This window comes from Gallionella capsiferriformans ES-2 (assembly GCF_000145255.1).
Taxonomy (GTDB): Bacteria; Pseudomonadota; Gammaproteobacteria; order Burkholderiales; family Gallionellaceae; genus Gallionella; species Gallionella capsiferriformans.
In genome coordinates, this window is the sequence record NC_014394.1 from 3,137,657 (window position 1) to 3,162,471 (window position 24,815).

General features: G+C 51.4%; 29 protein-coding genes. 6 read left to right on the forward strand and 23 right to left on the reverse strand.

Translation table 11 applies throughout. The features are described 5' to 3' along the window. Positions 1-19 precede the first annotated feature (19 nt). The 3 genes from GALF_RS15800 to GALF_RS14575 are packed head-to-tail and all read right to left on the reverse strand — an operon-like array spanning position 20 to position 871. Complete coding sequence (locus GALF_RS15800; protein ID WP_013294816.1) at positions 20-208, reverse strand: hypothetical protein; 189 nt, start codon at positions 206-208, stop codon at positions 20-22. A gap of 5 nt (positions 209-213) precedes the next feature. After that, the gene (locus tag GALF_RS15625; RefSeq protein WP_150102630.1) at positions 214-408 is read right to left on the reverse strand and encodes a hypothetical protein; all 195 of its coding nucleotides are present in this window, start codon (positions 406-408) and stop codon (positions 214-216) included. Next, the gene (locus tag GALF_RS14575; RefSeq protein ID WP_013294817.1) at positions 398-871 is read right to left on the reverse strand and encodes a hypothetical protein; all 474 of its coding nucleotides are present in this window, start codon (positions 869-871) and stop codon (positions 398-400) included. The genes GALF_RS15625 and GALF_RS14575 overlap by 11 nt, the downstream gene beginning before the upstream one ends. 136 nt (positions 872-1,007) lie before the next feature. Here GALF_RS14575 and GALF_RS15420 point away from each other — a divergent pair, with 136 nt between their 5' ends. From GALF_RS15420 to GALF_RS14600, 6 genes are all read left to right on the forward strand, one after another. Next, positions 1,008-1,229, forward strand: coding sequence for a helix-turn-helix domain-containing protein (locus GALF_RS15420; RefSeq protein ID WP_013294818.1), 222 nt, complete (start codon positions 1,008-1,010; stop codon positions 1,227-1,229). 397 nt (positions 1,230-1,626) lie between these two features. After that, positions 1,627-2,430, forward strand: coding sequence for a phosphonate ABC transporter ATP-binding protein (gene phnC / locus GALF_RS14580; RefSeq protein ID WP_013294819.1), 804 nt, complete (start codon positions 1,627-1,629; stop codon positions 2,428-2,430). Between the two features lie 3 nt (positions 2,431-2,433). Then, positions 2,434-3,294: a phosphate/phosphite/phosphonate ABC transporter substrate-binding protein gene (phnD, locus tag GALF_RS14585; RefSeq protein ID WP_013294820.1), complete on the forward strand. Its 861-nt coding sequence runs from the start codon at positions 2,434-2,436 to the stop codon at positions 3,292-3,294. A gap of 13 nt (positions 3,295-3,307) precedes the next feature. Beyond that, a complete protein-coding gene (gene phnE / locus GALF_RS14590; RefSeq protein ID WP_013294821.1) occupies positions 3,308-4,114 on the forward strand; it encodes a phosphonate ABC transporter, permease protein PhnE in 807 nt (268 codons plus the stop codon). Positions 4,115-4,125: 11 nt separating this feature from the next. Next, on the forward strand, positions 4,126-5,133 hold the full coding sequence (locus GALF_RS14595; RefSeq protein WP_013294822.1) for a phosphonate dehydrogenase: 1,008 nt from the start codon (positions 4,126-4,128) through the stop codon (positions 5,131-5,133). A gap of 20 nt (positions 5,134-5,153) precedes the next feature. After that, positions 5,154-6,008 carry a LysR family transcriptional regulator gene (locus GALF_RS14600; protein ID WP_223293771.1) on the forward strand — a complete coding sequence of 285 codons (855 nt, stop codon included), beginning with the start codon at positions 5,154-5,156 and terminating at the stop codon, positions 6,006-6,008. A gap of 336 nt (positions 6,009-6,344) precedes the next feature. Here GALF_RS14600 and glmS read toward each other — a convergent pair whose 3' ends face one another. The 20 genes from glmS to rpmH all read right to left on the reverse strand — a co-directional run bounded on the left by glmS (position 6,345) and on the right by rpmH (position 24,724). Next, entirely contained in the window at positions 6,345-8,171 is a 1,827-nt protein-coding gene (glmS, locus tag GALF_RS14605; RefSeq protein ID WP_013294824.1) for a glutamine--fructose-6-phosphate transaminase (isomerizing), read from the reverse strand. Between the two features lie 72 nt (positions 8,172-8,243). Further along, entirely contained in the window at positions 8,244-9,617 is a 1,374-nt protein-coding gene (gene glmU / locus GALF_RS14610; RefSeq protein WP_013294825.1) for a bifunctional UDP-N-acetylglucosamine diphosphorylase/glucosamine-1-phosphate N-acetyltransferase GlmU, read from the reverse strand. Between the two features lie 150 nt (positions 9,618-9,767). Then, positions 9,768-10,196: a F0F1 ATP synthase subunit epsilon gene (locus GALF_RS14615; protein WP_013294826.1), complete on the reverse strand. Its 429-nt coding sequence runs from the start codon at positions 10,194-10,196 to the stop codon at positions 9,768-9,770. Positions 10,197-10,211: 15 nt separating this feature from the next. Next, a complete protein-coding gene (gene atpD, locus GALF_RS14620; RefSeq protein ID WP_013294827.1) occupies positions 10,212-11,609 on the reverse strand; it encodes a F0F1 ATP synthase subunit beta in 1,398 nt (465 codons plus the stop codon). 62 nt (positions 11,610-11,671) lie between these two features. Continuing rightward, positions 11,672-12,538 carry a F0F1 ATP synthase subunit gamma gene (atpG, locus tag GALF_RS14625; RefSeq protein WP_013294828.1) on the reverse strand — a complete coding sequence of 289 codons (867 nt, stop codon included), beginning with the start codon at positions 12,536-12,538 and terminating at the stop codon, positions 11,672-11,674. Positions 12,539-12,609: 71 nt separating this feature from the next. Next, positions 12,610-14,151 (reverse strand): F0F1 ATP synthase subunit alpha, encoded by a 1,542-nt coding sequence (gene atpA / locus GALF_RS14630; RefSeq protein ID WP_013294829.1) that lies wholly within the window; start codon positions 14,149-14,151, stop codon positions 12,610-12,612. A 30-nt stretch (positions 14,152-14,181) separates the two neighbouring features. After that, positions 14,182-14,715, reverse strand: a complete 534-nt coding sequence (locus GALF_RS14635; protein ID WP_013294830.1) for a F0F1 ATP synthase subunit delta — start codon at positions 14,713-14,715, stop codon at positions 14,182-14,184. A gap of 5 nt (positions 14,716-14,720) precedes the next feature. Then, a complete protein-coding gene (locus GALF_RS14640; RefSeq protein ID WP_013294831.1) occupies positions 14,721-15,191 on the reverse strand; it encodes a F0F1 ATP synthase subunit B in 471 nt (156 codons plus the stop codon). A 44-nt stretch (positions 15,192-15,235) separates the two neighbouring features. Continuing rightward, complete coding sequence (gene atpE / locus GALF_RS14645; protein WP_013294832.1) at positions 15,236-15,508, reverse strand: F0F1 ATP synthase subunit C; 273 nt, start codon at positions 15,506-15,508, stop codon at positions 15,236-15,238. 60 nt (positions 15,509-15,568) lie between these two features. After that, positions 15,569-16,369, reverse strand: a complete 801-nt coding sequence (gene atpB / locus GALF_RS14650) for a F0F1 ATP synthase subunit A (protein WP_013294833.1) — start codon at positions 16,367-16,369, stop codon at positions 15,569-15,571. Between the two features lie 12 nt (positions 16,370-16,381). Continuing rightward, positions 16,382-16,843, reverse strand: a complete 462-nt coding sequence (locus GALF_RS14655) for an ATP synthase subunit I (protein ID WP_013294834.1) — start codon at positions 16,841-16,843, stop codon at positions 16,382-16,384. 2 nt (positions 16,844-16,845) lie between these two features. Continuing rightward, positions 16,846-17,709, reverse strand: coding sequence for a ParB/RepB/Spo0J family partition protein (locus tag GALF_RS14660; protein ID WP_013294835.1), 864 nt, complete (start codon positions 17,707-17,709; stop codon positions 16,846-16,848). 3 nt (positions 17,710-17,712) lie between these two features. Further along, a complete protein-coding gene (locus GALF_RS14665; RefSeq protein ID WP_013294836.1) occupies positions 17,713-18,495 on the reverse strand; it encodes a ParA family protein in 783 nt (260 codons plus the stop codon). Beyond that, positions 18,488-19,138, reverse strand: coding sequence for a 16S rRNA (guanine(527)-N(7))-methyltransferase RsmG (gene rsmG, locus GALF_RS14670; protein WP_013294837.1), 651 nt, complete (start codon positions 19,136-19,138; stop codon positions 18,488-18,490). Before rsmG ends, GALF_RS14665 begins: the two co-directional genes overlap by 8 nt. Then, a complete protein-coding gene (mnmG, locus tag GALF_RS14675; RefSeq protein ID WP_013294838.1) occupies positions 19,128-21,011 on the reverse strand; it encodes a tRNA uridine-5-carboxymethylaminomethyl(34) synthesis enzyme MnmG in 1,884 nt (627 codons plus the stop codon). The genes rsmG and mnmG overlap by 11 nt, the downstream gene beginning before the upstream one ends. A gap of 74 nt (positions 21,012-21,085) precedes the next feature. Next, positions 21,086-22,414, reverse strand: a complete 1,329-nt coding sequence (gene mnmE, locus GALF_RS14680; RefSeq protein ID WP_013294839.1) for a tRNA uridine-5-carboxymethylaminomethyl(34) synthesis GTPase MnmE — start codon at positions 22,412-22,414, stop codon at positions 21,086-21,088. Further along, on the reverse strand, positions 22,398-24,023 hold the full coding sequence (gene yidC, locus GALF_RS14685; protein ID WP_013294840.1) for a membrane protein insertase YidC: 1,626 nt from the start codon (positions 24,021-24,023) through the stop codon (positions 22,398-22,400). The genes mnmE and yidC overlap by 17 nt, the downstream gene beginning before the upstream one ends. A 20-nt stretch (positions 24,024-24,043) precedes the next feature. Further along, positions 24,044-24,253 carry a membrane protein insertion efficiency factor YidD gene (gene yidD, locus GALF_RS15425; RefSeq protein ID WP_013294841.1) on the reverse strand — a complete coding sequence of 70 codons (210 nt, stop codon included), beginning with the start codon at positions 24,251-24,253 and terminating at the stop codon, positions 24,044-24,046. Continuing rightward, the gene (gene rnpA / locus GALF_RS15175) at positions 24,238-24,609 is read right to left on the reverse strand and encodes a ribonuclease P protein component (protein ID WP_190274087.1); all 372 of its coding nucleotides are present in this window, start codon (positions 24,607-24,609) and stop codon (positions 24,238-24,240) included. The genes yidD and rnpA overlap by 16 nt, the downstream gene beginning before the upstream one ends. Then, entirely contained in the window at positions 24,590-24,724 is a 135-nt protein-coding gene (gene rpmH, locus GALF_RS15430; RefSeq protein ID WP_083777159.1) for a 50S ribosomal protein L34, read from the reverse strand. Before rpmH ends, rnpA begins: the two co-directional genes overlap by 20 nt. Between the last annotated feature and the right edge of the window lie 91 nt (positions 24,725-24,815).

A 24,815-nucleotide genomic window follows, 5' to 3' on the forward strand; every position in this document is an offset into this window, starting at 1 on the left:
ATCTGCGCAGTATGTAAAATCACACTCGGCCCCGAACCTTCACGCCCCAAAACGCATAACGATATGCAACACGAATTTGGCGTAAATAATTCCATGAGCGTTTTTTAACCAGCCTAAATACGGCAATTATCGGTGCAAAATATCCGACATAAATGCGCCTGAAGTCCATCACACCCTGATAAAACCCTTTTATAAAGCTGGCAAGCATGAAATTTACCTCCCCATCCATTTCCAGATTGATGTTAACGGCGCAAAGTAAACAGTAAGCGCATCCCGAAAAATAATTTTTGTTGATCGTGTGCCACCATCTTTGTGATACAGCCAGATTGCAAAAGCACACATTCCAATTGCCCCTGCTGAAATGATGGCACCCATCAAGATAAAGCCGGTCGTCAGATCAATTTTCACTTTTACTCTTTGTTTTATTAAGTTGAACAACGATGAAAATAAAGTTCGATAGCGTAAAAATATATGAAAGTGCCAATTGCCAGACTGACACCTTTTGGTTGTGGGTCCACGGTTTATTTGGTATTTCAGGCAACTTAATCGTTCCGACAACCTGACTCTCTGAGATATCCAGCGACTCACTATCATCATTGCCATAAAAAATCGTACCGCCACTACTAAGGCGATATTGTGTAAAGCTGGCATCTACCTCGCATGATCCAATATTTCCAACAGGTTTTTCAGGCAACCCCGTTTGACGTTGGACATACTCACAACCAGCTGTTGTCAAAGTAATTTTGGTTAAGGTCGGGTTGAAGGCTCTTTCATTTTGACCGGTAGCCCAAAAGATGAGCAGGGTCCCAAGAAAAGTTGCAGCCATAGACAGCAAAACTTTCCCGCTTATATTTATATCTGTTTTAGCCATTCAGCCCCCTAAGAACGCACTCAATTTTTAACCTGAATATTTTGATTGTTACTCTCGCATCAATAGCTACTTATAGTCTGTCGACCTAAAGTCGTCAAGTTATGCATCATCCTGCATATCAACGATATGTACCTTCATGACTACCAAACAGAAAATATCAGCGCGACTCAGGTTTTCAAAAAACCTTAGAGAAGCTAGGCTCAGACGCGAGTGGTCACAGGAAGATCTAGCTGAAGAATCCGGTTTGCACCGAACTTACGTAGGCTCAGTGGAGCGTGGCGAGAGAAATATTTCAATCGATAACATGGAATGTCTTGCCAATGCCGTCGGAGTCGAACTAATAGATTTATTGAAATAAGTCACACCTTTCACTCCAGAAGATTGACATGAGCGCCCGGTTATCGGCCATAAGAGACGCTGGGGAATTGCTGAGAAGGCTGCTTGAGAATTCTAAAGGGTGGTCCGCTTCACTCCTGACAGCGGTCGTTCAAAACTAAGAGTTTGATGATGCTTGGCCGTAGCTTGCTAACCCCAAGCAGTCATATAGATTTCCTGATGGCGGATGCTCAGTGGCCTTCTTTCCCTCAATGGCCCGCCTTCGTAATTCGTCTTCTAGAAGGCAGACAAAATAATTCATCTCTCCGTAATCTCTCTGTCACTTTCATCTCCTAGCATTCGCACTGTTTAGAAATTCTTAACTTAATGGCGAGACGATTCGAAATATGAATCGTCATCAAGGCTTGTGGGGGTGACTTGTGATCGAACTCAAAAATGTATCCGTCAGGTATGGAGCCGATGCGATCGGGCTGCATCCGACCTCGCTGAGTTTCAAGCGCGGTGAATTTAATGTCCTGCTTGGCGCTTCGGGCGCGGGTAAGTCGACGTTGCTTCGCTGTCTCAATATGCTTACTCGTCCGACAACGGGTTCTATTCATGTTCAAGATGTTGGGGTTGTCGACACTGCTGCAGCCCTCAGACTACACCGGCGTCGTACCGGCATGATCTTCCAGCAGCATCAGCTAATCCGGCGACATACGGCGCTACAGAACGTACTTCTTGGCCGTATCGGCTATCACACCACCCTGCGTTCCATGTTCCCATTGCCCCGTGCTGAACAGCATATCGCGCTTGAATGTCTGGAGCGTGTTGGTTTGCTGGAAAAGGCCACCGAGCGGGTTGACCGTTTGAGCGGAGGTCAACTGCAGCGTGTTGGTATCGCGCGTGCATTGGCGCAGCAGCCACGTTTGATGCTGGCGGACGAACCTGTTGCCAGCCTAGATCCGGCAACTTCGCGTCGTGTGTTGTCGCAACTGAAGCATATTTGCCTTGAAGATGGCATCACGACAGTGGTGAGTCTTCATCAAGTCGATCTGGCGCGTGAATTCGCCGACCGGATCATTGCCATCGCACATGGTCGGGTCGTCTACGACGGCTCACCGAACGAACTGAGTGACGCCCTGTTGCAGGATATCTACGATCAGGCGCCAACCAGTGGCCGAGAAGAAATACCCGTGCCCCCTTTACCTTCATTTACCCAACTAGCCATCAACGAGGAGTGAATCATGAAACGAATGCTAAAACTGCTTACCCTGCTTGCCGCGCTGTCCGTTCCGTTCGGAGCACAGGCCGCGCCCAAAGCCGATCCGGATACTCTCAAGGTGGCTCTGCTGCCGGACGAGAACGCCGGCACCATCATCAAGAACAACCAGGCGCTGAAGGAATATCTTGAGGTGACGCTGGGCAAGAAGATCGAACTGATCGTCACCACAGACTACTCGTCGATGATTGAGGCGATGCGCCACGGTCGTCTTGATCTGGCCTATTTTGGCCCGCTCTCCTATGTGCTGGCCCGTCAGAAGAGCAATATCGAGCCATTCGTTGCGCTCAAGAGCAAGGGGAGCACGACCTATCAATCCGCAGTCATCGGAAACGTCGAGGCTGGTGTCAATAAGATTGAGGACATCAAGGGCAAGAACATGGCATATGGCGATAAAGCTTCCACCTCTAGCCATCTGATTCCCAAGTCCGTGCTGGCCGAGAAGGGCTTACTTGCTGGCAGCGACTATAACGAGCATTTCGTCGGTTCGCATGATGCTGTCGCAATGGCCGTGCAGAATGGTCATGCACAGGCCGGTGGTCTGAGCCGTCCAATCTTCGAGTCGCTGGTCGAGCGCAAAATCATCGATGGCAACAAGGTAAAAGTGCTCGAGTATTCCAAACCGTTCCCGCAATATCCGTGGACCATGCGCTCCAATCTCAAACCAGAGTTGAAGGAGAAGATTCGCCAGGCGTTCTTGGACATCAAGGATCCGGCCATCCTCAAACCCTTCAAGGCGGACGGCTTCGACGTGATTACCGACAAGCACTACGATGTCGTGCGCGATTTGGGTCATCTGCTGAAGATAGATTTGTCCAAGTTCTAATCGAAAACAGTATATGAGCGACCATAACAGTCAATACGACCAACTGCTCGACGAAGCTCAGCGCGACTGGATGTACAACGCGCTGCGCTTCGGCGCAGCCATGCTGGTCATCCTGATATGTGCGCACTACGTCGGTCTATTCGATGCAGAGCGTCTCTCGGAAGGTGTGCCGAGCCTGTTCAGTCTGGTCGGCGAAATGATGCCGCCGAACTTCAATGAGGTCGCCAACTGGTGGAAGCCGCTGTTGGACACGCTGGCCATGAGTATTGCGGGCACTGCGCTGGCGGTTGCTTTCTCGCTGCCGCTGGCTTTTCTGGCTGCACAGAACACTTCTCCGCATCCGCTGGTCTATCAAATGGCGCGCGGCTTGTTGAATACCTTGCGTTCCATACCAGAGTTGATACTTGGCATCATCTTCGTGGCGGCAGTCGGCTTCGGCGCACTGCCCGGCGTACTTGCACTTGGTCTTCATTCGATCGGCATGGTTGGCAAATTCTTCGCCGAAGCGATTGAGCATGCCGATCCAGCACCGATAGAAGCAGCACGTGCAGCAGGTGCGTCGCCGCTACAGGTATTGCTACATGGGGTATTGCCGCAAGTGCTACCGCAGCTCGCCGACACATCCATCTACCGATGGGAATACAACTTCCGTGCATCCACGGTGATGGGAATGGTTGGGGCGGGAGGGATAGGCTTCGAACTGATGGGGTCCTTGCGCATCATGCAATACCAAGATGTGTCAGCAATATTGCTTGTGATCTTGGTCATGGTTACGCTCGTGGATGCTTTCAGCGGATATCTCAGGAAACGTTTTAAATAATTGGAGACAAGATGAAACCGAAAATCGTCATTACCAGTTGGGTGCATCCGCAGACACTGGACATGCTTAGACCTCATTGCGATGTTGTTGCCAACGAAACGCGTGAGCGGCTGAGTCGCGAAGAGATAATCAAGCGGTGCAGTGATGCGGTCGCGGTCATGACCTTCATGCCGGACAGCATAGATGACGCGTTCCTCGCAGAATGTCCGCAATTGCGATTGGTCGCCTGCGCGCTCAAGGGATATGACAACTATGATGTGGCGGCCTGTACACGCCGAGGGGTCCGCATAACCAACGTCCCCGACCTGCTGACCATCCCGACCGCAGAACTGACCGTTGGGCTGTTGATCGGCCTGACGCGTAAAGTCCTGCAGGGCGACCGCTTCGTGCGTTCAGGACAATTCACTGGATGGCGTCCTATGCTGTATGGCGCAGGCTTGACAGGTCGCACACTTGGCATCATCGGCATGGGCGCGGTCGGTCGCGCTATAGCCGCTCGCCTGCAGGGTTACGAGATGGAACTGCTCTACACCGACCCGCAACCGTTGCCACCTGAGCTCGAGGCGCGCTTGGGGTTGCGCAAGGTGGGGTTGGTGCAGTTGTTGGCCGAGAGCGACTATGTGGTGCCCATGGTGCCCTACACGCAAGATACGTTGCATATGATCAATGCGGCATCACTGTCGATTATGAAGCCAGGAGCCTATCTGGTGAATACCTGCCGTGGCTCGGTGGTCGATGAGAAAGCAGTAGCCGATGCTCTCGATTCCGGCAAGCTGGCGGGCTATGCAGCTGACGTGTTCGAACTGGAAGAATGGATGCGACCGGACCGTCCAGAATCTATTTCTGAACGCCTGTTGTCCAACACGGAGCTTACGCTTTTCACACCTCACATTGGCTCTGCCGTGGATACGGTGCGGTTGGCAATCGAGATGGAAGCTGCGACCAATATTCTGCAAGTGCTCAAAGGGCAGATTCCGCAAGGGGCGATCAACCATCCGCTGGACAAGGTGGCGGTCTGAGTACCTTGAACCTAGATCAGGTGGCGAGCTTTCTCGCCATCTTCCGACATGGCAGCTTCCGCGCCGGTGCGCGAGAAAGAAGTCTTTCCCAGGGCGCGATATCGCAACAGATGCAGAAGCTCGAGATGCAACTCGGGGCACGACTGATCGAGCGGGATGCTGCGGGTTGCCGTCTGACGACGGAAGGGATGGCGTTCAAGCCCTATGCTGAGAATCTGCTGAGACTGAGCACGAATGCCGCCGGCATCTTCCTGAGCAAGCCTGTAGTCATCGGGGCGAGCAGCAATATAGGTATTTATCTACTGTCTGGGTATGTGAAGGATTTTCTGGACCTGCAGGAAACACCGAAAACACAACTGGATGTCCGCATAGACAAGAATCCGTCCATTGCGCAGCAACTTGATTCGGGAGATATCGACGTCGCTGTAATGGAATGGTGGGACGGTCGCGAGGGTTACGAAGCTCGCCCGTGGCGGCAGGAAGAACTGGTCGTTATCGTTCCGCCGAGTCACCCTTGGGCCGATAAACATAGCCTTTCTCACGGGGACCTGATGGGTGTTCCCCTGCTCGGCGGCGAGCCGGGTACGGGAACAGGTCGGATACTTACTGATTACTTTGGAAGCGGGGAGAGTGGCTTGTCTGTCGGTATGCAACTGGGATCTACCGATGCTGTGAAGCAGTGGGTGAAAGCGGGGCTGGGAGTGTCGATCGTACTGGTTGGCACTGTGTCCGAGGAGGTCCAATCCGGCACCTTGGTTCCCATTGCACTCGAAGGCGGTAATCTGCGTAAAGAACTTTATGTAATCTGGCGCGATACGCTGTCTCTCGGGCACCCGGCACGAAGGTTTGGAGAATGGTTGGCAGGGAAAGGTTGAGACTTAAGTTCGTTGTGTGATTAATCCCTTGTATGGTTTGAATCGCCCCCGATTCTTAGTTTTGAACGACCGCTGTTAAAAGTGAAGCGGACAACCATTCAGAACAATCAATCAGCTATTTCAGCAATTCATCAGTGTCTCTTATGGCCGAATAGCTGACTTCTTCAACGCTCCGGCTAAACGGCACGAAGGGGGCAAACTTCAGTGGCCGGCAAACACCAGCTATGAAATTCACCCCCCCCCTTCAATTTACGACTTTAATATCCTATTTACGACTTTAATAACCTATTTACGACTTTAATTGCGCAGAATAAGTTGGTATTCCGCAAACGAAATTTATTCGACCGTCACCGACTTTGCCAGATTGCGCGGTTTATCAACGTCAGTGCCCTTTTGCAACGCAACATAATAAGCCAGTAGCTGCAGCGGTATCGTGTGCAAAATCGGACTCAGATAGCCTGCGTGTTCGGGCATTTGCATGATGTGCACGCCATCCTCTTCTCGAATATGCGTATCCGCATCGGCGAACACGTACAGCTCGCCGCCACGCGCACGCACTTCATGCAGATTCGATTTGAGTTTTTCCAGCAGCACATCGTTAGGCGCGACCGAAATGACCGGCATGTCCTTATCGACCAGCGCCAGCGGTCCGTGCTTGAGTTCACCGGCGGGATAAGCCTCAGCATGAATATAGGAAATTTCTTTCAGCTTCAACGCACCTTCCAGCGCGATCGGATAATGCAAGCCACGCCCTAAAAATAAGGCGTGATGCTTATTGGCGAACTGTTCGGCAAGTTTGGCAATCTTAGGCTCCAGATTGAGTACCTTTTGCGTCGCAGCAGGCAAATGGCGTAACGCATGCAAATGCTCCTGCTCGGACTCAGGAGTCAGGCGATTGCGCTGTTTAGCTAGCACCAGCGTCAACAGGAATAAAGCCACCAGTTGCGTGATAAATGCTTTAGTCGATGCGACACCGATTTCGGGCCCCGCGCGCGTCAGGAAACGCAACTTTGCAAGACGAACCAGCGCGCTTTCCGGCACATTGCAAATGGCCAGCGTATGGTGATGTCCCAGTGCGATCGCATGATTCAAAGCCGCTTGCGTATCCGCTGTCTCGCCCGATTGAGACAACACCACCACCAACGTCTTAGGATTCGGGACACTGGTGCGGTAACGATATTCACTGGCGATTTCGACGGTACATTGAATACCGGCGATCTCTTCGAGCCAGTAGCGCGCGACGAGACCCGCGTGATAGCTTGTTCCACAGGCAAGAATCAAAATGCTGTCGATTTGGGCAAATGAAGCGGCGGCTTCTGCGCCAAAGATGCCGGGCACGATAGACTGGCTGTTGCAGACGGACTCGAGCGTATCCGCGATGGCCTGCGGCTGTTCGTGAATTTCCTTCTGCATATAGTGGCGATAATTGCCCAGCGAGACGCTTTCATTGCTGATCTCGCTGATTTGCACCGGGCGCTCGATAAGTGCGCCAGCCGCATTATAGATCCGGTAGCTCAGCCGCTCGATTTCGACGACGTCCCCCTCTTCGAGATAGATCACCTTGCTCGTGACCGGCAGTAGCGCGGATACATCGGATGCGATGAAGTTCTCACCGATCCCTATCCCCATCAGTAACGGGCTGCCGCGACGCGAACAGATCAACTGGTCCGGATTATCGGCCGCCACAACGCCGATCGCATAGGCACCAACAAGTTCCGTCAGCGATGCGCGCACAGCTTCCAGCAGCGACACGCCTGTCACATAGTGACTGTGCACCAGATGCGCGATCACTTCCGTGTCCGTATCCGAAGTAAATTCGTAACCTGCCGCCGTCAAGCGTGTTCTTAAAGACTCATAGTTTTCGATAATGCCGTTGTGAACTACGCCGATGAGACTCTTGCTGACATGCGGGTGTGCATTTCTCTCGCTCGGTACGCCATGCGTTGCCCATCGCGTATGTGCGATACCCAGCGTTCCCGCCGTATTGACACTGCGCTCGGTCAGTTCAGCAACCCGACCCGTGCTGCGTACGCGCTCCAATTCACCCTCGCGAACAACAACCAGCCCTGCGGAGTCGTACCCGCGATATTCAAGCCGTTGCAATCCTTCGAGCAAAATTGGAACAACATTACGTTGTGCTACTGCGCCTACGATTCCACACATAATATATAACCCGGTAAATTGTTGGTGGTAAGTTGAAAGTGGTCAATCGGCAGCCATATTCGCCATTAGCCACTAACTACTCACCGGTTTGTTTTTGACCGGACGACTCCAGCCTGGAATGGATAATTGTTTGCTGCGCGACAGGGTCAGTTCACCCTCCGGAGTATTGCGCGTAATCGTTGACCCGGCACCGATGGTTGAGCCTTTCGCGATCGTGACGGGCGCAACCAGCTGCGTGTCTGAGCCGATGAACACATCGTCTTCGATGATTGTACGGAATTTGTTCGCGCCATCGTAATTGCAGGTAATGGTTCCCGCCCCGATGTTGACCCTCTGACCAATATTTGTGTCACCAATATAGCTTAAATGATTGGCTTTGCTGCCCTTGTCAATTTCACTATTTTTAATCTCGACAAAATTGCCAACGTGAACCTCAGCATGCAGCGTTGAGCCGGGGCGGATGCGCGCATAGGGGCCAATACGGCAGTCTGCGCCAACCGTGCTTGAATCGATATGACTGTAGGGCGCGACCTGCGTGCCATCAGCGATATTGGCGTTTTTAATGATGCAATAGGCGCCGATCTGCACGTTGCTGCCCAAATTGACGGCTCCTTCGAAGAGACATCCGACATCAATTTCAACGTCGCGACCGCAGACGAGCGTACCCCGAACATCCAGTCTTGCAGGATCGGCCAGCGTGACGCCGTGAGCCAGTAGACGCTGCGCCTCAACCTGCTGCCAGGTGCGCTCTAAAACTGCCAATTGCGACTTGCTGTTAACGCCGTGCACTTCCCAATCAAAACCGGGTTGTGTCGTGTGCACAGCAACCCCATCGGCAACAGCCATGCCCACGATATCGGTCAGATAGTATTCGCCCTGTGCATTATCGGTGCGCAATGCAGCCAGCCACCTTCTCAGATCGCGGGTTGGCGCGAGCAGAATGCCGGTATTCACTTCGCGGATAAGCAGTTGATCCTCAGTTGCATCCTTTTGCTCGACAATCGCCGTGACCGCCCCCTGCTCATTGCGCACAATTCGACCGTATCCTGCGGGATTATCCATATTGACCGTCAGCAGCGTCAGCCCTGAACCCGCCTGTCGCATCTGATGTAAAGTCGAATGCTGAATCAGTGGCACATCACCATATAGAACCAGTGTTTGACTCTCATCATTTAAGAGTGGCATCGCCTGTTGCACGGCGTGCCCTGTCCCCAACTGAGGTTCTTGTAACGCAAATTCGGCGCCCCTATTCTTAAGCGCTGCCGGTACGGCCTCACCGCCATGCCCGTAAATCACAATGATATTTTGTGGGGCGAGCGTCTGTGCGCATTCAAGTACGCGACCTACCAGCGATTTTCCAGCCAGCGCATGAAGGACTTTTGGTTTGTCCGAGTACATGCGCGTGCCCTTTCCGGCTGCGAGAATTACAATGTTGAGAGATGACATAGGATGCCTTAATTTTTTTTCGATTATACCAAACGATTACTGTCAACTGCCCCTAAGACTTTATGATGTTATCACCCAGAATTTTCTTATAAATTCTGGACGTAAAAAAAGCAGCCGAAGCTGCTTTTTTATTTACCACAAGACTTGCTGCTAGTGACCAACTTGCTTACGGATCTGATGAATCATATGCAACTGAGCAATCGCTTGCGCCAGTTCTGATTCAGCCTGTGCGTAATCAAGATCCGAAGTACGATTTTTCATCGTTTCTTCGGCGGCCTGCTTCGCTTCCAACGCACGCGACTCATCCAGATCTTTGCCACGAATGGCGGTATCTGAAAGGATGGTCACGACGTCGGGTTGAACTTCAAGCATCCCACCGGACACGTAGATCAGCTCTTCTTCGGCCTGGTCAGGGCGACGAATTCTTACAGAACCAGGCTTGATACGAGTCAACAGAGGGGTGTGGCGAGGATAAATCCCCAGCTCACCCATTTCTCCGGGTACGATGACTATTTCAGCAAGTCCGGAGAAGATCAACTCCTCCGCACTTACTACGTCGACGTGTACTGTCATTGCCATGGCTGTCACCTATTTTTAGAGTGTCTTGGCTTTTTCGACTGCTTCTTCGATGCCGCCAACCATATAGAACGCTTGTTCAGGCAGATGATCATAATCACCATCAACAATACCCTTGAAGCCCTTGATCGTTTCTTTCAGTGTCACATACTTGCCTGGGCTGCCGGTAAATACTTCAGCAACGTGGAAAGGTTGTGACAAGAAACGCTGGATTTTACGAGCGCGAGCTACAGCCAGCTTATCTTCAGGCGCCAATTCATCCATACCCAGAATGGCGATAATGTCGCGCAATTCTTTGTAGCGTTGCAAGTTTTGCTGAACGCGACGCGCAACTGAATAATGCTCTTCGCCCACAACCAATGGATCCAGTTGACGAGAAGAAGAATCCAGCGGATCAACAGCTGGGTAGATACCCAGGGATGCGATGTCGCGAGACAGAACAACGGTTGAATCCAGATGCAAGAACGTTGTAGCAGGAGCCGGATCAGTCAAGTCATCCGCAGGAACGTAAACGGCCTGAACAGATGTGATCGAACCTACCTTGGTTGAAGTGATACGCTCTTGCAAGCGGCCCATTTCTTCAGCCAGTGTTGGCTGGTAACCTACAGCGGATGGCATACGACCCAACAGCGCTGACACTTCGGTACCGGCCAGTGTGTAGCGGTAGATATTATCTACGAAGAACAGAATGTCACGGCCTTCATCACGGAACTTTTCAGCCATAGTCAGACCGGTTAACGCTACGCGCAGACGGTTACCAGGCGGTTCGTTCATTTGACCAAACACCATGGATACTTTGTCCAGAACGTTTGAATCTTTCATTTCGTGGTAGAAATCGTTACCTTCACGGGTACGCTCACCAACACCTGCGAAAACTGACAAACCACTATGTTGCTTGGCGATGTTGTTGATCAGTTCCATCATATTGACGGTCTTACCCACACCCGCACCACCGAACAGACCAACTTTACCACCCTTAGCGAACGGGCAAACCAGATCGATCACCTTGATACCTGTTTCGAGCAGATCCACTGAAGGTGAAAGTTCGTCGAACTTTGGTGCCTTCTGGTGAATCGGACGACGCTCTTCACATGGAATTTCGCCTGCGTCATCGATAGGACGACCCAGTACATCCATGATACGACCTAGAGTACCTGCGCCAACTGGCACAGAAATTGGAGCGTTAGTGTTAACTACAGCCATACCGCGCTGCAGACCGTCGGATGATCCCATAGCGATCGTACGAACGACGCCATCACCTAATTGCTGCTGAACTTCGAAAGTCAAACCGGCTTCTACGATAGAGCCTGCAGCTGCTTGCAGCGTCAGCGCATCGTAAACCTTAGGCATTTGGTCGCGCGGAAATTCAATATCAACCACCGCACCAATACACTGAACAATCTTACCTTGAGTCATTTGGATTTCCCCATCTAAATTAATTTTGGTGTTATCGCTGTATAAAACCTACAGTCCTACAATTAGCCTACTGCCGCCGCTCCGCTGCAAATCTCGGAAATCTCACGGGTAATTGCAGCCTGACGTGCCTTGTTGTAGACCAGTTTAAGGTCAGCGATGACGCTTTTAGCATTGTCAGATGCGGATTTCATTGCAACCATACGCGAACTCTGTTCAGAAGCCATGTTTTCCACGACGCCCTGATAAACCAGAGATTCGACGTAGCGCAACAACAACTCGTCGATTACGACTTTCGCGTCAGGTTCGTAAATATAATCCCAACTGCCCTGCGGTACGCCCAACTGTTCGCCACTCAACGGCAACAACTGCTCGACGCAAGGTTCTTGCTTCATGGTGTTGACGAAATGGTTGTAGCAAATGTGGATCGCATCGATTTCACCTGCAACATAGGCATCCAGCATCACCTTAACAGCACCGATCAAACTGGCCAGATGAGGTGCATCGCCCAATCCTGTCAGGTTAGACTTGATCTCAGTGCCCATGCGATTCATGAAGCCAAGCCCCTTATTGCCGATGGCGCAAACTGCAATTTTCTTGCCTTCTGAGTCCCAGGTCTTCATTTGACCAACCACGAGACGCAGCAAATTGCTGTTCAAACCGCCGCACAATCCCTTGTCCGAGGTAATCAGAATCACGCCAACCTTCTTGATGTCATCACGCTTAACCAGGAAGGCATGCTTGTATTCAGGATTGGCGCGGGACAAGTGAGCCGCCACTGCACGGATCTTTTCTGCATAAGGACGGGCCGCGCGCATGCGCTCCTGTGCCTTGCGCATCTTGGCAGCGGCAACCATTTCCATGGCGCGTGTAATCTTTCGTGTATTTTCTACACTCTTGATTTTCGTGCGGATTTCTTTACTGCCAGCCATTTCTCACTCCACCTTTTAGCCGGCAGACTCGCAATCCATTAGGATTGCAGACTGCTCGGCTAGTTGTTTTATCAGTAAACTGCAGTTGCTTTGAATTCCTCAATCGCAGCTGACAACAGCTTTTCATTGTCCGCGCTCAGGTCTTTTTTGGATTCAATCGTATCCATCAATTCCTTGTTTTTGGACTTCAGATAAGCATGAACTGCAGATTCGAATGCGAGTGCTTTAGGCACAGCAACGTCATCAAAGTAACCCTTGTTCACGCAGAACAATGTCACAGACATTTCAGCAACCGACAGAGGGCAGTATTGCAACTGCTTCATCAGTTCGGTGACCAGCTTACCGCGTTCGAGTTGCTTGCGAGTCGCTTCATCCAGATCAGAGGCGAATTGCGCAAAAGCGGCCAATTCACGGTACTGAGCCAGTGCCAGACGCACACCGCCACCCAGCTTCTTGATGACCTTAGTCTGAGCTGCACCACCCACACGAGATACCGAGATACCGGCATTAATCGCAGGACGGATACCGGCGTTGAACAAGTCGGTTTCCAGGAAGATCTGACCGTCGGTAATCGAAATCACGTTGGTTGGAACGAATGCAGATACGTCGCCAGCCTGAGTTTCAATGATAGGCAATGCGGTCAAAGAACCCGTCTTACCCGTCACAGCACCCTTGGTGAACTTTTCAACGTATTCAACGTTGACGCGCGCTGCGCGTTCAAGCAAACGGGAATGCAGGTAGAACACGTCGCCAGGATAAGCTTCGCGACCTGGTGGACGGCGCAGCAGCAGCGAAATCTGACGGTATGCCCAAGCTTGCTTGGTCAGATCATCGTAAACGATCAGTGCATCTTCACCGCGATCGCGGAAGTATTCACCCATGGTGCAACCGGCGTACGGTGCCAAGAACTGCATCGCTGCAGAATCTGAAGCTGTCGCTGCAACCACAATCGTGTAACCCAGTGCGCCGTGCTCTTCGAGCTTGCGAACGACGTTCACAACGGTCGATGCTTTTTGACCGATCGCAACGTAGATACAGGTAATGCCCTGACCCTTTTGGTTGATGATCGCATCAATCGCTACCGCAGTCTTACCGGTTTGACGATCGCCGATGATCAATTCGCGTTGACCGCGACCGACTGGCACCATTGCATCGATAGACTTCAAACCGGTTTGTACCGGCTGATCAACAGATTGACGCTCGATAACGCCAGGCGCTACCTTTTCGATCTTGTCGGTCATCTTTGCATTGATCGGGCCTTTGCCGTCGATAGGCTGTCCGAGCGCGTTTACAACGCGACCGCACAATTCTGGACCTACAGGCACTTCAAGGATGCGACCGGTGCACTTAACAGTGTCGCCTTCGGTGATGTGTTCGTATTCGCCGAGAATAACGGCACCTACGGAATCACGCTCCAGGTTCAGCGCGAGGCCGAAAGTATTGCCCGGGAACTCCAACATTTCGCCTTGCATCACATCGGACAAGCCGTATACGCGAACAATACCGTCAGTCACACTGACAACGGTACCTTCAGTGCGAGCCTGAGTCAGCGCTTCGAAATTTTCAATGCGGCTGCGAATCAAATTACTTATTTCAGAAGGGTCAAGCTTCATCTGGATTTCCTTATCTTGATAAATCTATTATCAGGCCAGGGCGGTTGCCATTTCGCCAAGACGTGTGCGCACAGAACCATCTATGACGCTGTCGCCGGTACGAATAACCACACCACCTAGCAAATCTTTATTGATACTACAGACCAACTTTATGTCACGTCCGAGGCGCTTCTTCATCGAGGCGCTGATCGTGTCCTGCTGCTTAGTCGTCAATTCAAATGCCGATTCCACAACAACGTGAGCCGTCTTTTCAGCATCTGCACGCAGCGCTTCAAAAATTTCCGAAATTTCCGGTAATTCACGCACACGGCGCTTTTCGACCAAAATACGGACAAAATTGATTTGCTGTGGTTTCGCTTTATCGCCCAGCAAGCTGAGAACCAAGCTCTCAACTTTTGCCTTGGCTACCCTTGGACTGGCGATGACGGCCTGCACATCGGGATGGCTGATGGAACCCGCCAGCTGCGAAATTGCATCGGACCAACCCTTTAAATCCGACAAGCTCTGCGCGACATCAAAGGCGGCTTGTGCGTATGGTCGTGCTGTTGTTATGGCTTCAGACATGATGATTACATTTCCGCAACAAGTTTATCGAGCAAATCGTTGTGAGCTTTAGAATCAACTTCACGACCCAGAATCTTGGCGGCACCCGCAAGGGCAATCGCCGAAACCTGTGAACGCAATTGTTCTTTGGCACGGAACGCTTCTTGTTCGATTTCAGCCGTAGCACCAGCGATGATGCGATCAGCTTCAACTTTAGCCTGAAGCTTTGCAGCTTCAATGATTTCAGTAGCACGCTTATCTCCGCTTGCGAGGATGTCAGCCGCTTTTTCCTTAGCTTCACGCAACAACTCGGCAGAACGCTTAGCAGCCAGATCAAGATCATGCTTCCCACGCTCAGCAGCAGCCAGACCGTCAGCTATCGTTTTTTGCCGGCTTTCAATCGCCGACATCAATGGCGGCCAGATGAACTTGGCTGTAAACCATATCAGAATGGCAAACGTCAAAGCCTGCGCAATCAGTGTAAAAGTAATATCCATTTCAGCTCCTAACAATGGCCTGAACAGCGCAGGCCAGGCCCAAACTAGTGAATGACGCTTAACAGTGGGTTAGCAAATGCAAACATCATTGCCAGACCAACACCGATAATGAAAGATGCGTCGATCAGACCGAGCAACAGGAATACCTTGCCTTGCAAAACTGGAATCATTTCTGGTTGACGAGCTGCACCATCCAGGAAGCTGCTACACATAATACCGATACCGATACAAGCACCCAATGCGCCCAAACCGATGATCAGACCGATACCAACGCCTGTGTATGCTTGAATCAGTGCCAAAAATTGCATGTTGTCCATAGTGTTTCCTTTCGATTTACTAAGTTATAAAAATACTACTTACTACTACTTTTGCGACTACTAGTGACTCTCATGAGCCATTGCAAGATACACAACGGTCAGCATCATGAAAATAAAGGCTTGCAACACAACAATCAGTATATGGAAGATTGCCCATCCAGCTCCTAACAGCGCACCGAATATCGTACCTACCAGACCGGTCGCGGCCCACATCCCCAACAGCAGGAAGATGATTTCGCCAGCGTACATGTTACCGAACAGACGCAGTGCATGCGACAGCGGCTTGGAAACATATTCGATCAGATTGAACAAAAAGTTGGCAGGCCAGATCAGCGGATTAGAACCGAACGGAGCACAGAACAATTCATGAATCCAGCCGCCCAGACCTTTTACCTTGATGCTAAAGAAAATCATCAGGAACCATACAGACAGCGCCAGCGCGAAAGTAGTATTGATGTCTGAAGTTGGAACGGCACGCCATTCATCCTGACCGAACACATGCTTGTAAATCCACGCCATCACGTCGATAGGCAGGAAGTCCATCGCGTTCATCATCAGCACCCAGACAAAAACGGTCAGTGCGAGTGGCGCAATAAATTTGCTGCGATCGCCATGGAATATGCCCTTGACTTGATCATCAATGAATTCAACCAGCAATTCTACGGCCGCCTGGCGCTTAGTCGGCACACCTGCCGTTACGCCGCGAACGACCCAGTATAGGAAGCCGAAAGTCAGCAATCCCAGCAAGCCGGATACGATTAACGTATCCATGTGCAAAGACCAAAATCCTTGCCCGCTCGTGCTGAAAGTTAAGTGATGTGTGATATAGCTAGAGGGTGTTAGCGCGTGTTCTGTCGACATTCGTGGATCCAGTTATTTTTTATTATTCCCTATGGCTCCCAGCCCCGCACCAGAAACCAGTACGGAAGCGGCCAGCCCGCCTATCAGAGCCAATGGAACCAGCCCGTTATAAAGTTTAAATATCATCAGCAACTGCACTGAGATCACCATTACTTTGGTAGCCTCAGCTTTGAGCAATGCGACCAAAACCCCACCTGCGGATTGATCACTTCGTCTTCGTGTCATCAAAACACCTGCATAACCGCCTATCAGCGCAGCAGCCCCTCCTAAAAATGAGGAAATGGCCGCGTTAACACTGCTAATCAGCAGATAGACGACGCAAAATGCGAGCGTTACGATTATTTGCCAGCGAGCTGCCTTTTTGAAGGCTAGATTTATTGTTGTTTTTGTTTCATCCATACCGGAGATTTCAACGACCTTTTCAATCTCTAGTTTTTCTGAATAGGCCGCATTGTCATTGATTCCATCAGCCAAAGTCAAGCCCCTTTATTACAATTTTGCAAATTAGCAATCAGACTATCCAGTTGCTCGTGGCTGACATAGTCAATTACCAATTGCCCCGCGCCTTTGCTTTTTTGCTTGATCGTCACGTTAGTACCTATGCGCTCCGACAAGGATTCCTGCAAACTCAATACATCACGGCTAATTTCGCGTGCCTTTTTGGGTTCTGCCGGATGCTGCAAGTTATAAATCAGCTTTTCCGCCTCGCGAACCGATAAATTATCCTGAGAAATTTTATTTGCTGCAGCAATTTGCTGCGCGCCATCCAGCGCTAGCAGCGCCCGCGCATGCCCCATGTCCAGTCGGTTTTCCATCAGCATGGCTTGAACCGGCAAGGGTAATTTTAATAGTCGCAGTAAATTGCTGGCTGCACTGCGCGACCGTCCCACCGCATCGGCAGCCGTCTGATGCGTCATTTCGAACTCATCGATCAAACGCTGGATGCCTATCGCCTCCTCGAGCGGATTTAAATTTTCGCGCTGAATATTTTCAATCAGCGCCATCGCAAGCGCCGCTTTGTCCGGTACAGCGCGTACCAGTACCGGTACGTGACTCAATCCGGCTATTTGCGCGGCACGCCAGCGGCGTTCTCCCGCAATAATTTCGTAACTCTCGTCCGGCAATTGGCGCGCTAAGATGGGCTGAATAACGCCTTGCGCTTTGATAGAAGCCGCCAGTTCCTGTAATGACGCCTCTTCCATATTGCTGCGCGGCTGATATTTCCCCGGCTTGAGCATCGCCACACTTAAATCGCGCAGCACATCATCCTTCTCGCTTTTACTACCCGACAGCAGCGCGTCAAGTCCGCGGCCCAGGCCTCTTTGTGTTTTTGTCATCATTCTTTATGCCGCCTTTGCAGAATTTGCTGCGATACTCAATAATTCACTGGCTAGCGCCAGATAAGCCTGTGTTCCCTTGGATGCCTTGTCGTGATACAGCACGGGCACGCCGTAACTGGGCGCCTCAGCCAACCGCACATTACGGGGGATAACCGTGCTGTAGACTTTTTTACCAAAGTGCGCCTGCAACTGATCAGAGACTTGTTGCGCGAGCGTGTTGCGCGGATCAAACATGGTACGCAACAGTCCTTCAATTTCCAGTACCGGATTGAGGCTTGCGCGTACGCGGCGTATGGTATTGACCAGATCGCTCAAACCTTCCAACGCATAGTATTCGCACTGCATCGGGATCATCACCGACTTTGCCGCACATAAACCATTTAAAGTCAAAAGGTTAAGCGCTGGCGGACAATCTATCAGAACAAAATCGTATTCATCAGCAACCTTAGTGATCGCATCGCGCAAGCGCGTTTCCCGATTCAAAAATTCGATCAGTTCAATCTCGGCTCCCGCCAAATCCCGGTTCGCCGGTAGAACATCGTATTTCCCCGCGACCGATGTTCGTCTAGACTCGGCGATGGTTTTTTTCCCCAGCAGCACGTGATAGACGGTCATTTCAAGATCGCGCTTTTCGATGCCGCTACCCATGGTTGCATTCCCTTGCGGATCCAGATCGATCAGCAGCACCCGCTGACCGATGGCGGCAAGACTGGCGGCCAAATTCACGGTCGTAGTGGTTTTTCCCACCCCGCCCTTTTGATTGGCTATCGCCATTATTTTAATCATGAGGCTCTCCCGGTTTTGCTATCACCAAACAACGTGCGGCATCCAGCCCCGGCACCTTCAAAGGAATAATCTTCAGAACGGTACAATCCTTGGGCACGCCCGGCAACTCCTTATCCGGCAAGCCTTTCATCGCCACCCAGTGCCCGTCGTCCGCCATTAAATGGCGGGTCACACGCAAAAAATCGCCCAGCTCAGTGAATGCACGGGAAATAATGCCGCTGTATTTCTGACTGGCATCGACATCCTCCACTCTGGCGCAGCGAACCTGCGCGTTATGCAGCCCCAGCTCTATGATGGCCTGCTGGACAAATCCCGTCTTTTTGCTGTTGCTGTCGAGCAAAGTAACCGACCAGTCCGGCCGACAGATCGCCAGCACTAACCCAGGCAGCCCGGCACCGCATCCGACATCCAGCCAGCGGCCCGCTTGCAAATGCGGCAACACAGCGAGACTATCGAGCAGGTGATAACTGACCATCTGCTGCGGATCGCGGATCGCCGTCAGGTTATAGACCTTGTTCCACTTTACCAGCAACTGCAGATAATCAATCAGTTTTTGCTCTGTGTCGCTGTCCACGCTCAGCCCCAGCTCTGCGATGCCGCGATGCAACCCCGCGTGCAAAGCCGTTTGATTATTATTTGGCATCTTTGAATCCGCGCTTTAAATGCACCAGCAATAAGGAGATGGCCGCCGGTGTAATACCGGAGATACGTGCCGCCTGCCCAACCGTTTCGGGTTTATGCGTGTTGAGTTTTTGCTGCACCTCGATCGATAAACCGCGCACTTCACGGTAATCCAGATCGGATGGCAATCGCTGCACCTCGTTGCGCTCTGAACTCTTAATCTCGGCATGCTGCCGGTCTATATAGCCCTGATATTTAGCTTGTATCTCGACCTGTTCAGACACCCAGGGATCAGGGGTCGCCTCGCCCGCACCGGGCAACGTCATTAAACTGGCGTAATTTACATCGGGTCGCAACAGCAATTCATGCAGCGAATATTCATGATCGATATTTTTACCTAATACGCGTTGCGCCTCTTCGACTGGCAAGTTACGCGGACTCATCCAGGTGCTGCGCAAGCGCTGCTGCTCCAGTGCAATTGCCTCGCGTTTAATTTCAAATGCCTGCCAGCGCGCATCATCGACGATTCCTAACTTCCGGCCGATCTCCGTCAGTCGCAAATCCGCATTGTCCTCACGCAGTTGCAGTCGATATTCGGCACGGCTGGTAAACATACGGTACGGTTCGGTCACCCCTTGCGTGATCAAATCGTCGACCATCACGCCAAGATAGGCCTCATCGCGACGCGGACACCAGGCGTCCATTTCACGCACCTGTAAAGACGCATTTAAGCCGGCAAGCAACCCTTGGGCCGCGGCTTCTTCATAGCCTGTCGTGCCATTGATTTGTCCGGCGAAGAACAAGCCCTTAATCGCCTTGGTCTCCAGCGAGCTTTTCAGACCGCAGGGATTAAAGTAATCGTATTCAATCGCATAGCCGGGACGCAAAATGTGCGCGTTTTCCATACCCTTGATTGAGCGAACCAGTGCCAGCTGCACATCGAAAGGCAAACTGGTCGAAATCCCGTTCGGATAAATTTCGTGCGTGGTCAGGCCTTCGGGCTCGAGAAAAATCTGATGCGAGGTTTTGCCGGAAAATCGGGTAATTTTATCCTCGATGGACGGACAATAGCGCGGCCCCACGCCTTCGATCGCGCCGGTAAACAAGGGCGAACGGTCCAATCCACCCCGTATGATGTCATGCGTACGTTCCGATGTTTCCGTAATCCAGCACGGCATCTGGCGAGGATGCATCGCTCTGTTTCCCATGAAGGAAAACACCGGCACCGGATCATCTCCGGGCTGCTCCTGCAATACGGAATAATCGATGCTACGACCGTCAATGCGCGGCGGCGTGCCGGTTTTTAAGCGCCCCACGGGTAAATTTAGTTCGCGCAACCGATGCGACAAACTCACGGAAGGCGGATCACCCGCACGTCCTGCCTGATAGTTGGCCTGCCCCACATGGATCAGTCCGCCGAGAAAAGTCCCTGCCGTTAACACGACCGTTTTTGCACTAAATCGCAGCCCCAGTTGAGTGACGACACCGGTGACTTTATCCTGCTCCACCAGCAAATCGTCCACAGCCTGCTGAAACAACCAAAGATTCGGCTGATTTTCCAGCATGGTGCGTATGGCTTGTTTGTACAGCATGCGATCGGCCTGCGCGCGGGTTGCGCGCACTGCATAGCCTTTGCTCGAATTTAAGATGCGAAACTGAATGCCGCCGATATCGGTCGCCAGCGCCATCGCGCCGCCTAAGGCATCGACCTCTTTGACAAGATGACCTTTGCCTATCCCGCCGATAGAGGGATTGCATGACATTTGTCCCAGTGTCTCGATATTGTGACTCAGCAGCAAAGTTTTGCATCCCGCGCGCGCACTGACGAGCGCAGCCTCGGTTCCGGCATGCCCTCCACCCACCACAATCACATCGAATACATCAGGAAATTTCATGTCGCTACAGATTTTAAAAAGTGCCGCATCATACACCGGCCTTAATGTGAAATGAACTGTTCCACGTGGAACCTTTATTTGCCGATACAGAAGCGGCTGAAAATTTCTCCCAGCAGATCATCAGCCGAAAATTTTCCGGTAATACTACTCAACGCCTGTTGAGTGAGGCGCAATTCTTCGGCGAACAGTTCGGGATGATCCAGTAGCTGTTCAGCCTGTTGAAGATGGATATTTGCCTGATTCAATGCGATCAGATGGCGTTCTCGCGCGATAAACGTGCCGCCTTCCTGATTGTGCCAGCCTATTTGTTTGAGGATCTGCTCACGCAACGTGTCTATCCCCAACCCGGACTTCGCCGAGATGTAAATACCCGCGTCATTTGAGAGTGCGCCCTGCAGCAGATCGGCCTTGTTATAAACTTGCAGGCGGGGAATTTCAACGGGAAATCCGGCAATAATAGCTAAATCTCCCTCACTGCAACCTTGGGCGGCATCAAGCAGCATCAAAATGAGATCCGCACGACCGACCGTCTGGTGAGTACGTGCCATCCCCATGTTTTCAACTTCGTCTCCCGACTCGCGCAGTCCTGCGGTATCCATGATGTGCAGAGGGACACCGCGGATCTGAATCGCCTGACGGATGACATCCCGGGTCGTTCCAGGCACATCGCTGACCAGCGCCACCTCTTCTCCTGCGAGCCGGTTGAGCAGACTGGATTTACCTACATTGGGGCGGCCAACAAGGGCAATATGCGCGCCTTCGCGCAGCAAACTCCCCTGCTTAGCCGTAGCCAGGGTCTGCGCTAATTTGGTTTTAATTTTTTCCAGCAGGCGATCACGGTGACTGGTATCAACGACCTCAATATCTTCTTCGGGAAAGTCCAGCATCGCTTCGACCAACATGCGCAGCAGCGTCAGCTCTTCTACCAGCCCGTTGATTGCCGCAGAAAAATCCCCATGCAAGGATCGCATGGCACTGCGCGCCGCTTCTGTAGTGGTCGCTTCAATGAGATCAGCCACACTCTCAGCCTGCGCCAAATCAATTTTGTCATTCAGAAAAGCACGGCGGGTAAATTCACCTGCTTCGGCCAGACGAACGCCCAGCCCCAGACAGCGTTGCAGTAACAAGTGCAGGACGGCAGCACCGCCGTGCCCCTGCAATTCAAGCACGTCTTCACCGGTGTAGGAATGCGGGGCAGGAAAATACAGGGCAATCCCCTGATCAATGACTTCCCCCGTTTCATCCTTGAAATCGGTGTAAGTAGCGTGGCGCGCGACGGGCAATCTGCCCAGTATCGCCTCCGCAATAGAGCCGAGTCCACTGCCTGAAATACGTACCACCCCCACACCACCGCGCCCCTGCGCAGTGGCAATCGCGGCGATCGTATCAGCGCTTGGCGGCACCCGCTACCTCAATACTGCGAGTGATATACCATTGCTGAGCGATGGACAAGGCGTTGTTGACGATCGAGTACAACACCAATCCGGCCGGAAACCAGAAGAACACCACGCTAAACGCGATCGGCATGATTTTCATGATTTTAGCCTGTATTGGATCCGGCGGGACCGGATTCAACTTAGACTGCAGAAACATACTGGCGCCCATCAGAACAGGCAACACGAAAAACGGATCCGCTGCTGACAGATCGGTAATCCAACCGAAGAACGGTGCATTTCGCATTTCTACGCTGGCCAGAATCGACCAATACAGTGCGATAAATACCGGAATCTGAATCAAGACCGGCAGACACCCGCCTAACGGGTTGATCTTTTCGGTTTTATACAGATCCATCATTGCACGATTGAGCTTTTCACGATCGTCCGCATGCTGCAGTTTGATTTTTTCCAGTTTAGGCGCAACCACACGCATTTTTGCCATTGAGCGATAACTCGCCGCCGACAAAGGGAAAAACAACAGTTTGATCAGCACAGTTAGCAGGATGATTGCGACCCCCCAGTTTTGCACCATGCCCTGAATAAATGTCAGCGTCCAGAAGATTGGCGTTGCAACCACGGTCAGCCACCCGTAGTCCACCGTCAATCCTAAGCCCGGTGCGATACTATCCAGTGTCGATTGGGCAGGTCCTGCATACAGTGGCATGGATACCACCGCTTTTTGTCCCGGCGCGATAGCAGCGACCGGCACAATAACACCTGCGGAGTAAGCATCACCTTCCAGTTTACGGGTAAAAAACTCGCGACTGGTCTTGTCTTTCGGCAGCCAGGCTGCGACGAAATAGTGCTGCAGGATACCAATCCAGCCGTTATCACCCTCTTTGGGATAATCAATTTTTCCTTTTTCAACATCTGAAAAAGCAATTTTCTGGAATTTTTCCTTGTCCGTATATACGGCCATACCGGTGTATGTCGGCACCATTTTGGATCCGCCCGCCGGATCAATGCTGTCACGGATAAGCTGGAAGTAAGCCGAGGTCGTTATAGGCGCGGCAGTGGTATTTTCAATTTCATATGCGACATCGACAACATAGCTACTCTTATGAAAGGTCAATAACTTCACAACCTTCATTCCGTTAGCGGCTACAGCTGCTAATTTCACTTCCAGTTTATCGCCCGTCAGCTGGTAACTATCCTGTTCCGCGCTAAATACGGTTGTATGATTAGGCATACCAGTACCCAGCAGGCCTGATTGTGCTATGTAATTATGCGTACCGCTGCCCTTTTCAAACAAGACGAATTGCTTAGTTTTGTCCTGACCGTCTAAGTGCTTAATAAAATCTAAACGCTGGATATCTCCACCCACGCTGTTGATTTCAGCTTCCAAAAAATCAGTTTTAACCTTGATTATTTTTCCGGTTTCAACTTTTGCTGCCTGTTGAATAATAGCGGCTTGTGCTGCCAGATCAGTGGGTTTCGTCGTGGCCACAGGCAAGTCAGACTTAGTCGTGGCGGCTTGCTGTACGACAGGTGGGTTCTGATAGCGCTGCCAACCATCCCAGACCATCATCAGCGAGAAGGAGAAAATTAAAAACAGGAAAAGTCTCTGGAAGTCCATGATGGTATTTTTAAATTAATTTAGGGTGCAGGGTCGTAACCACCTGGATTCCAGGGATTACAGCGTGCGATACGCTTGATGCTCAACCACGAGCCTGTGATAAGACCGTGTCGTGTCAATGCATCACAGGCGTAATGAGAACAGCTTGGGGTAAAACGGCAAGTCGGCGGACGCATCGGACTGATCAGATACTGGTAGCCATGAATTACTTTAATCAGGATTCTGCGCATCTTATTGCCACCCGACTGAAAAGTTTATTCAAACCATCGCTGCATGTCATTCTGTCCGGGCGTTCACCGCTACGCGCCATCACAACAAGATCAATGCCGCATCCCTTGATTTGATGAACTCTGAATAATTCGCGAATTTCGCGCTTAACCTTGTTTCGATTGACCGAATTGGGAATATACCTTTTCGCTACAACGATACCGAGGCGTGCTTTTTTTGTATTATTCGGCATAAAAAAAAGCTTGAAATACTTGTCTGAAAGCACATGTGATTTCAGACATTGTCCATAGCCTTCACTGCGCGGAATCCGTTGCGCAGCTGCAAAGCTATTGGGATGCTTACACTGCGAGTCTTGCACGGCCCTTGGCACGACGAGCACGGATAACTGCACGGCCACCACGTGTTTTCATGCGAACTAAAAAGCCGTGGGTACGTTTTCTCTTGGTAACTGATGGTTGGTATGTGCGTTTCATTCTGAAATTATCCTTGGGAAGTCATAAAACGCGATATTACAATGTGTTAAGCGCCTCATGTCAAGACAAATTTACTTCTCCGACTGTGAAT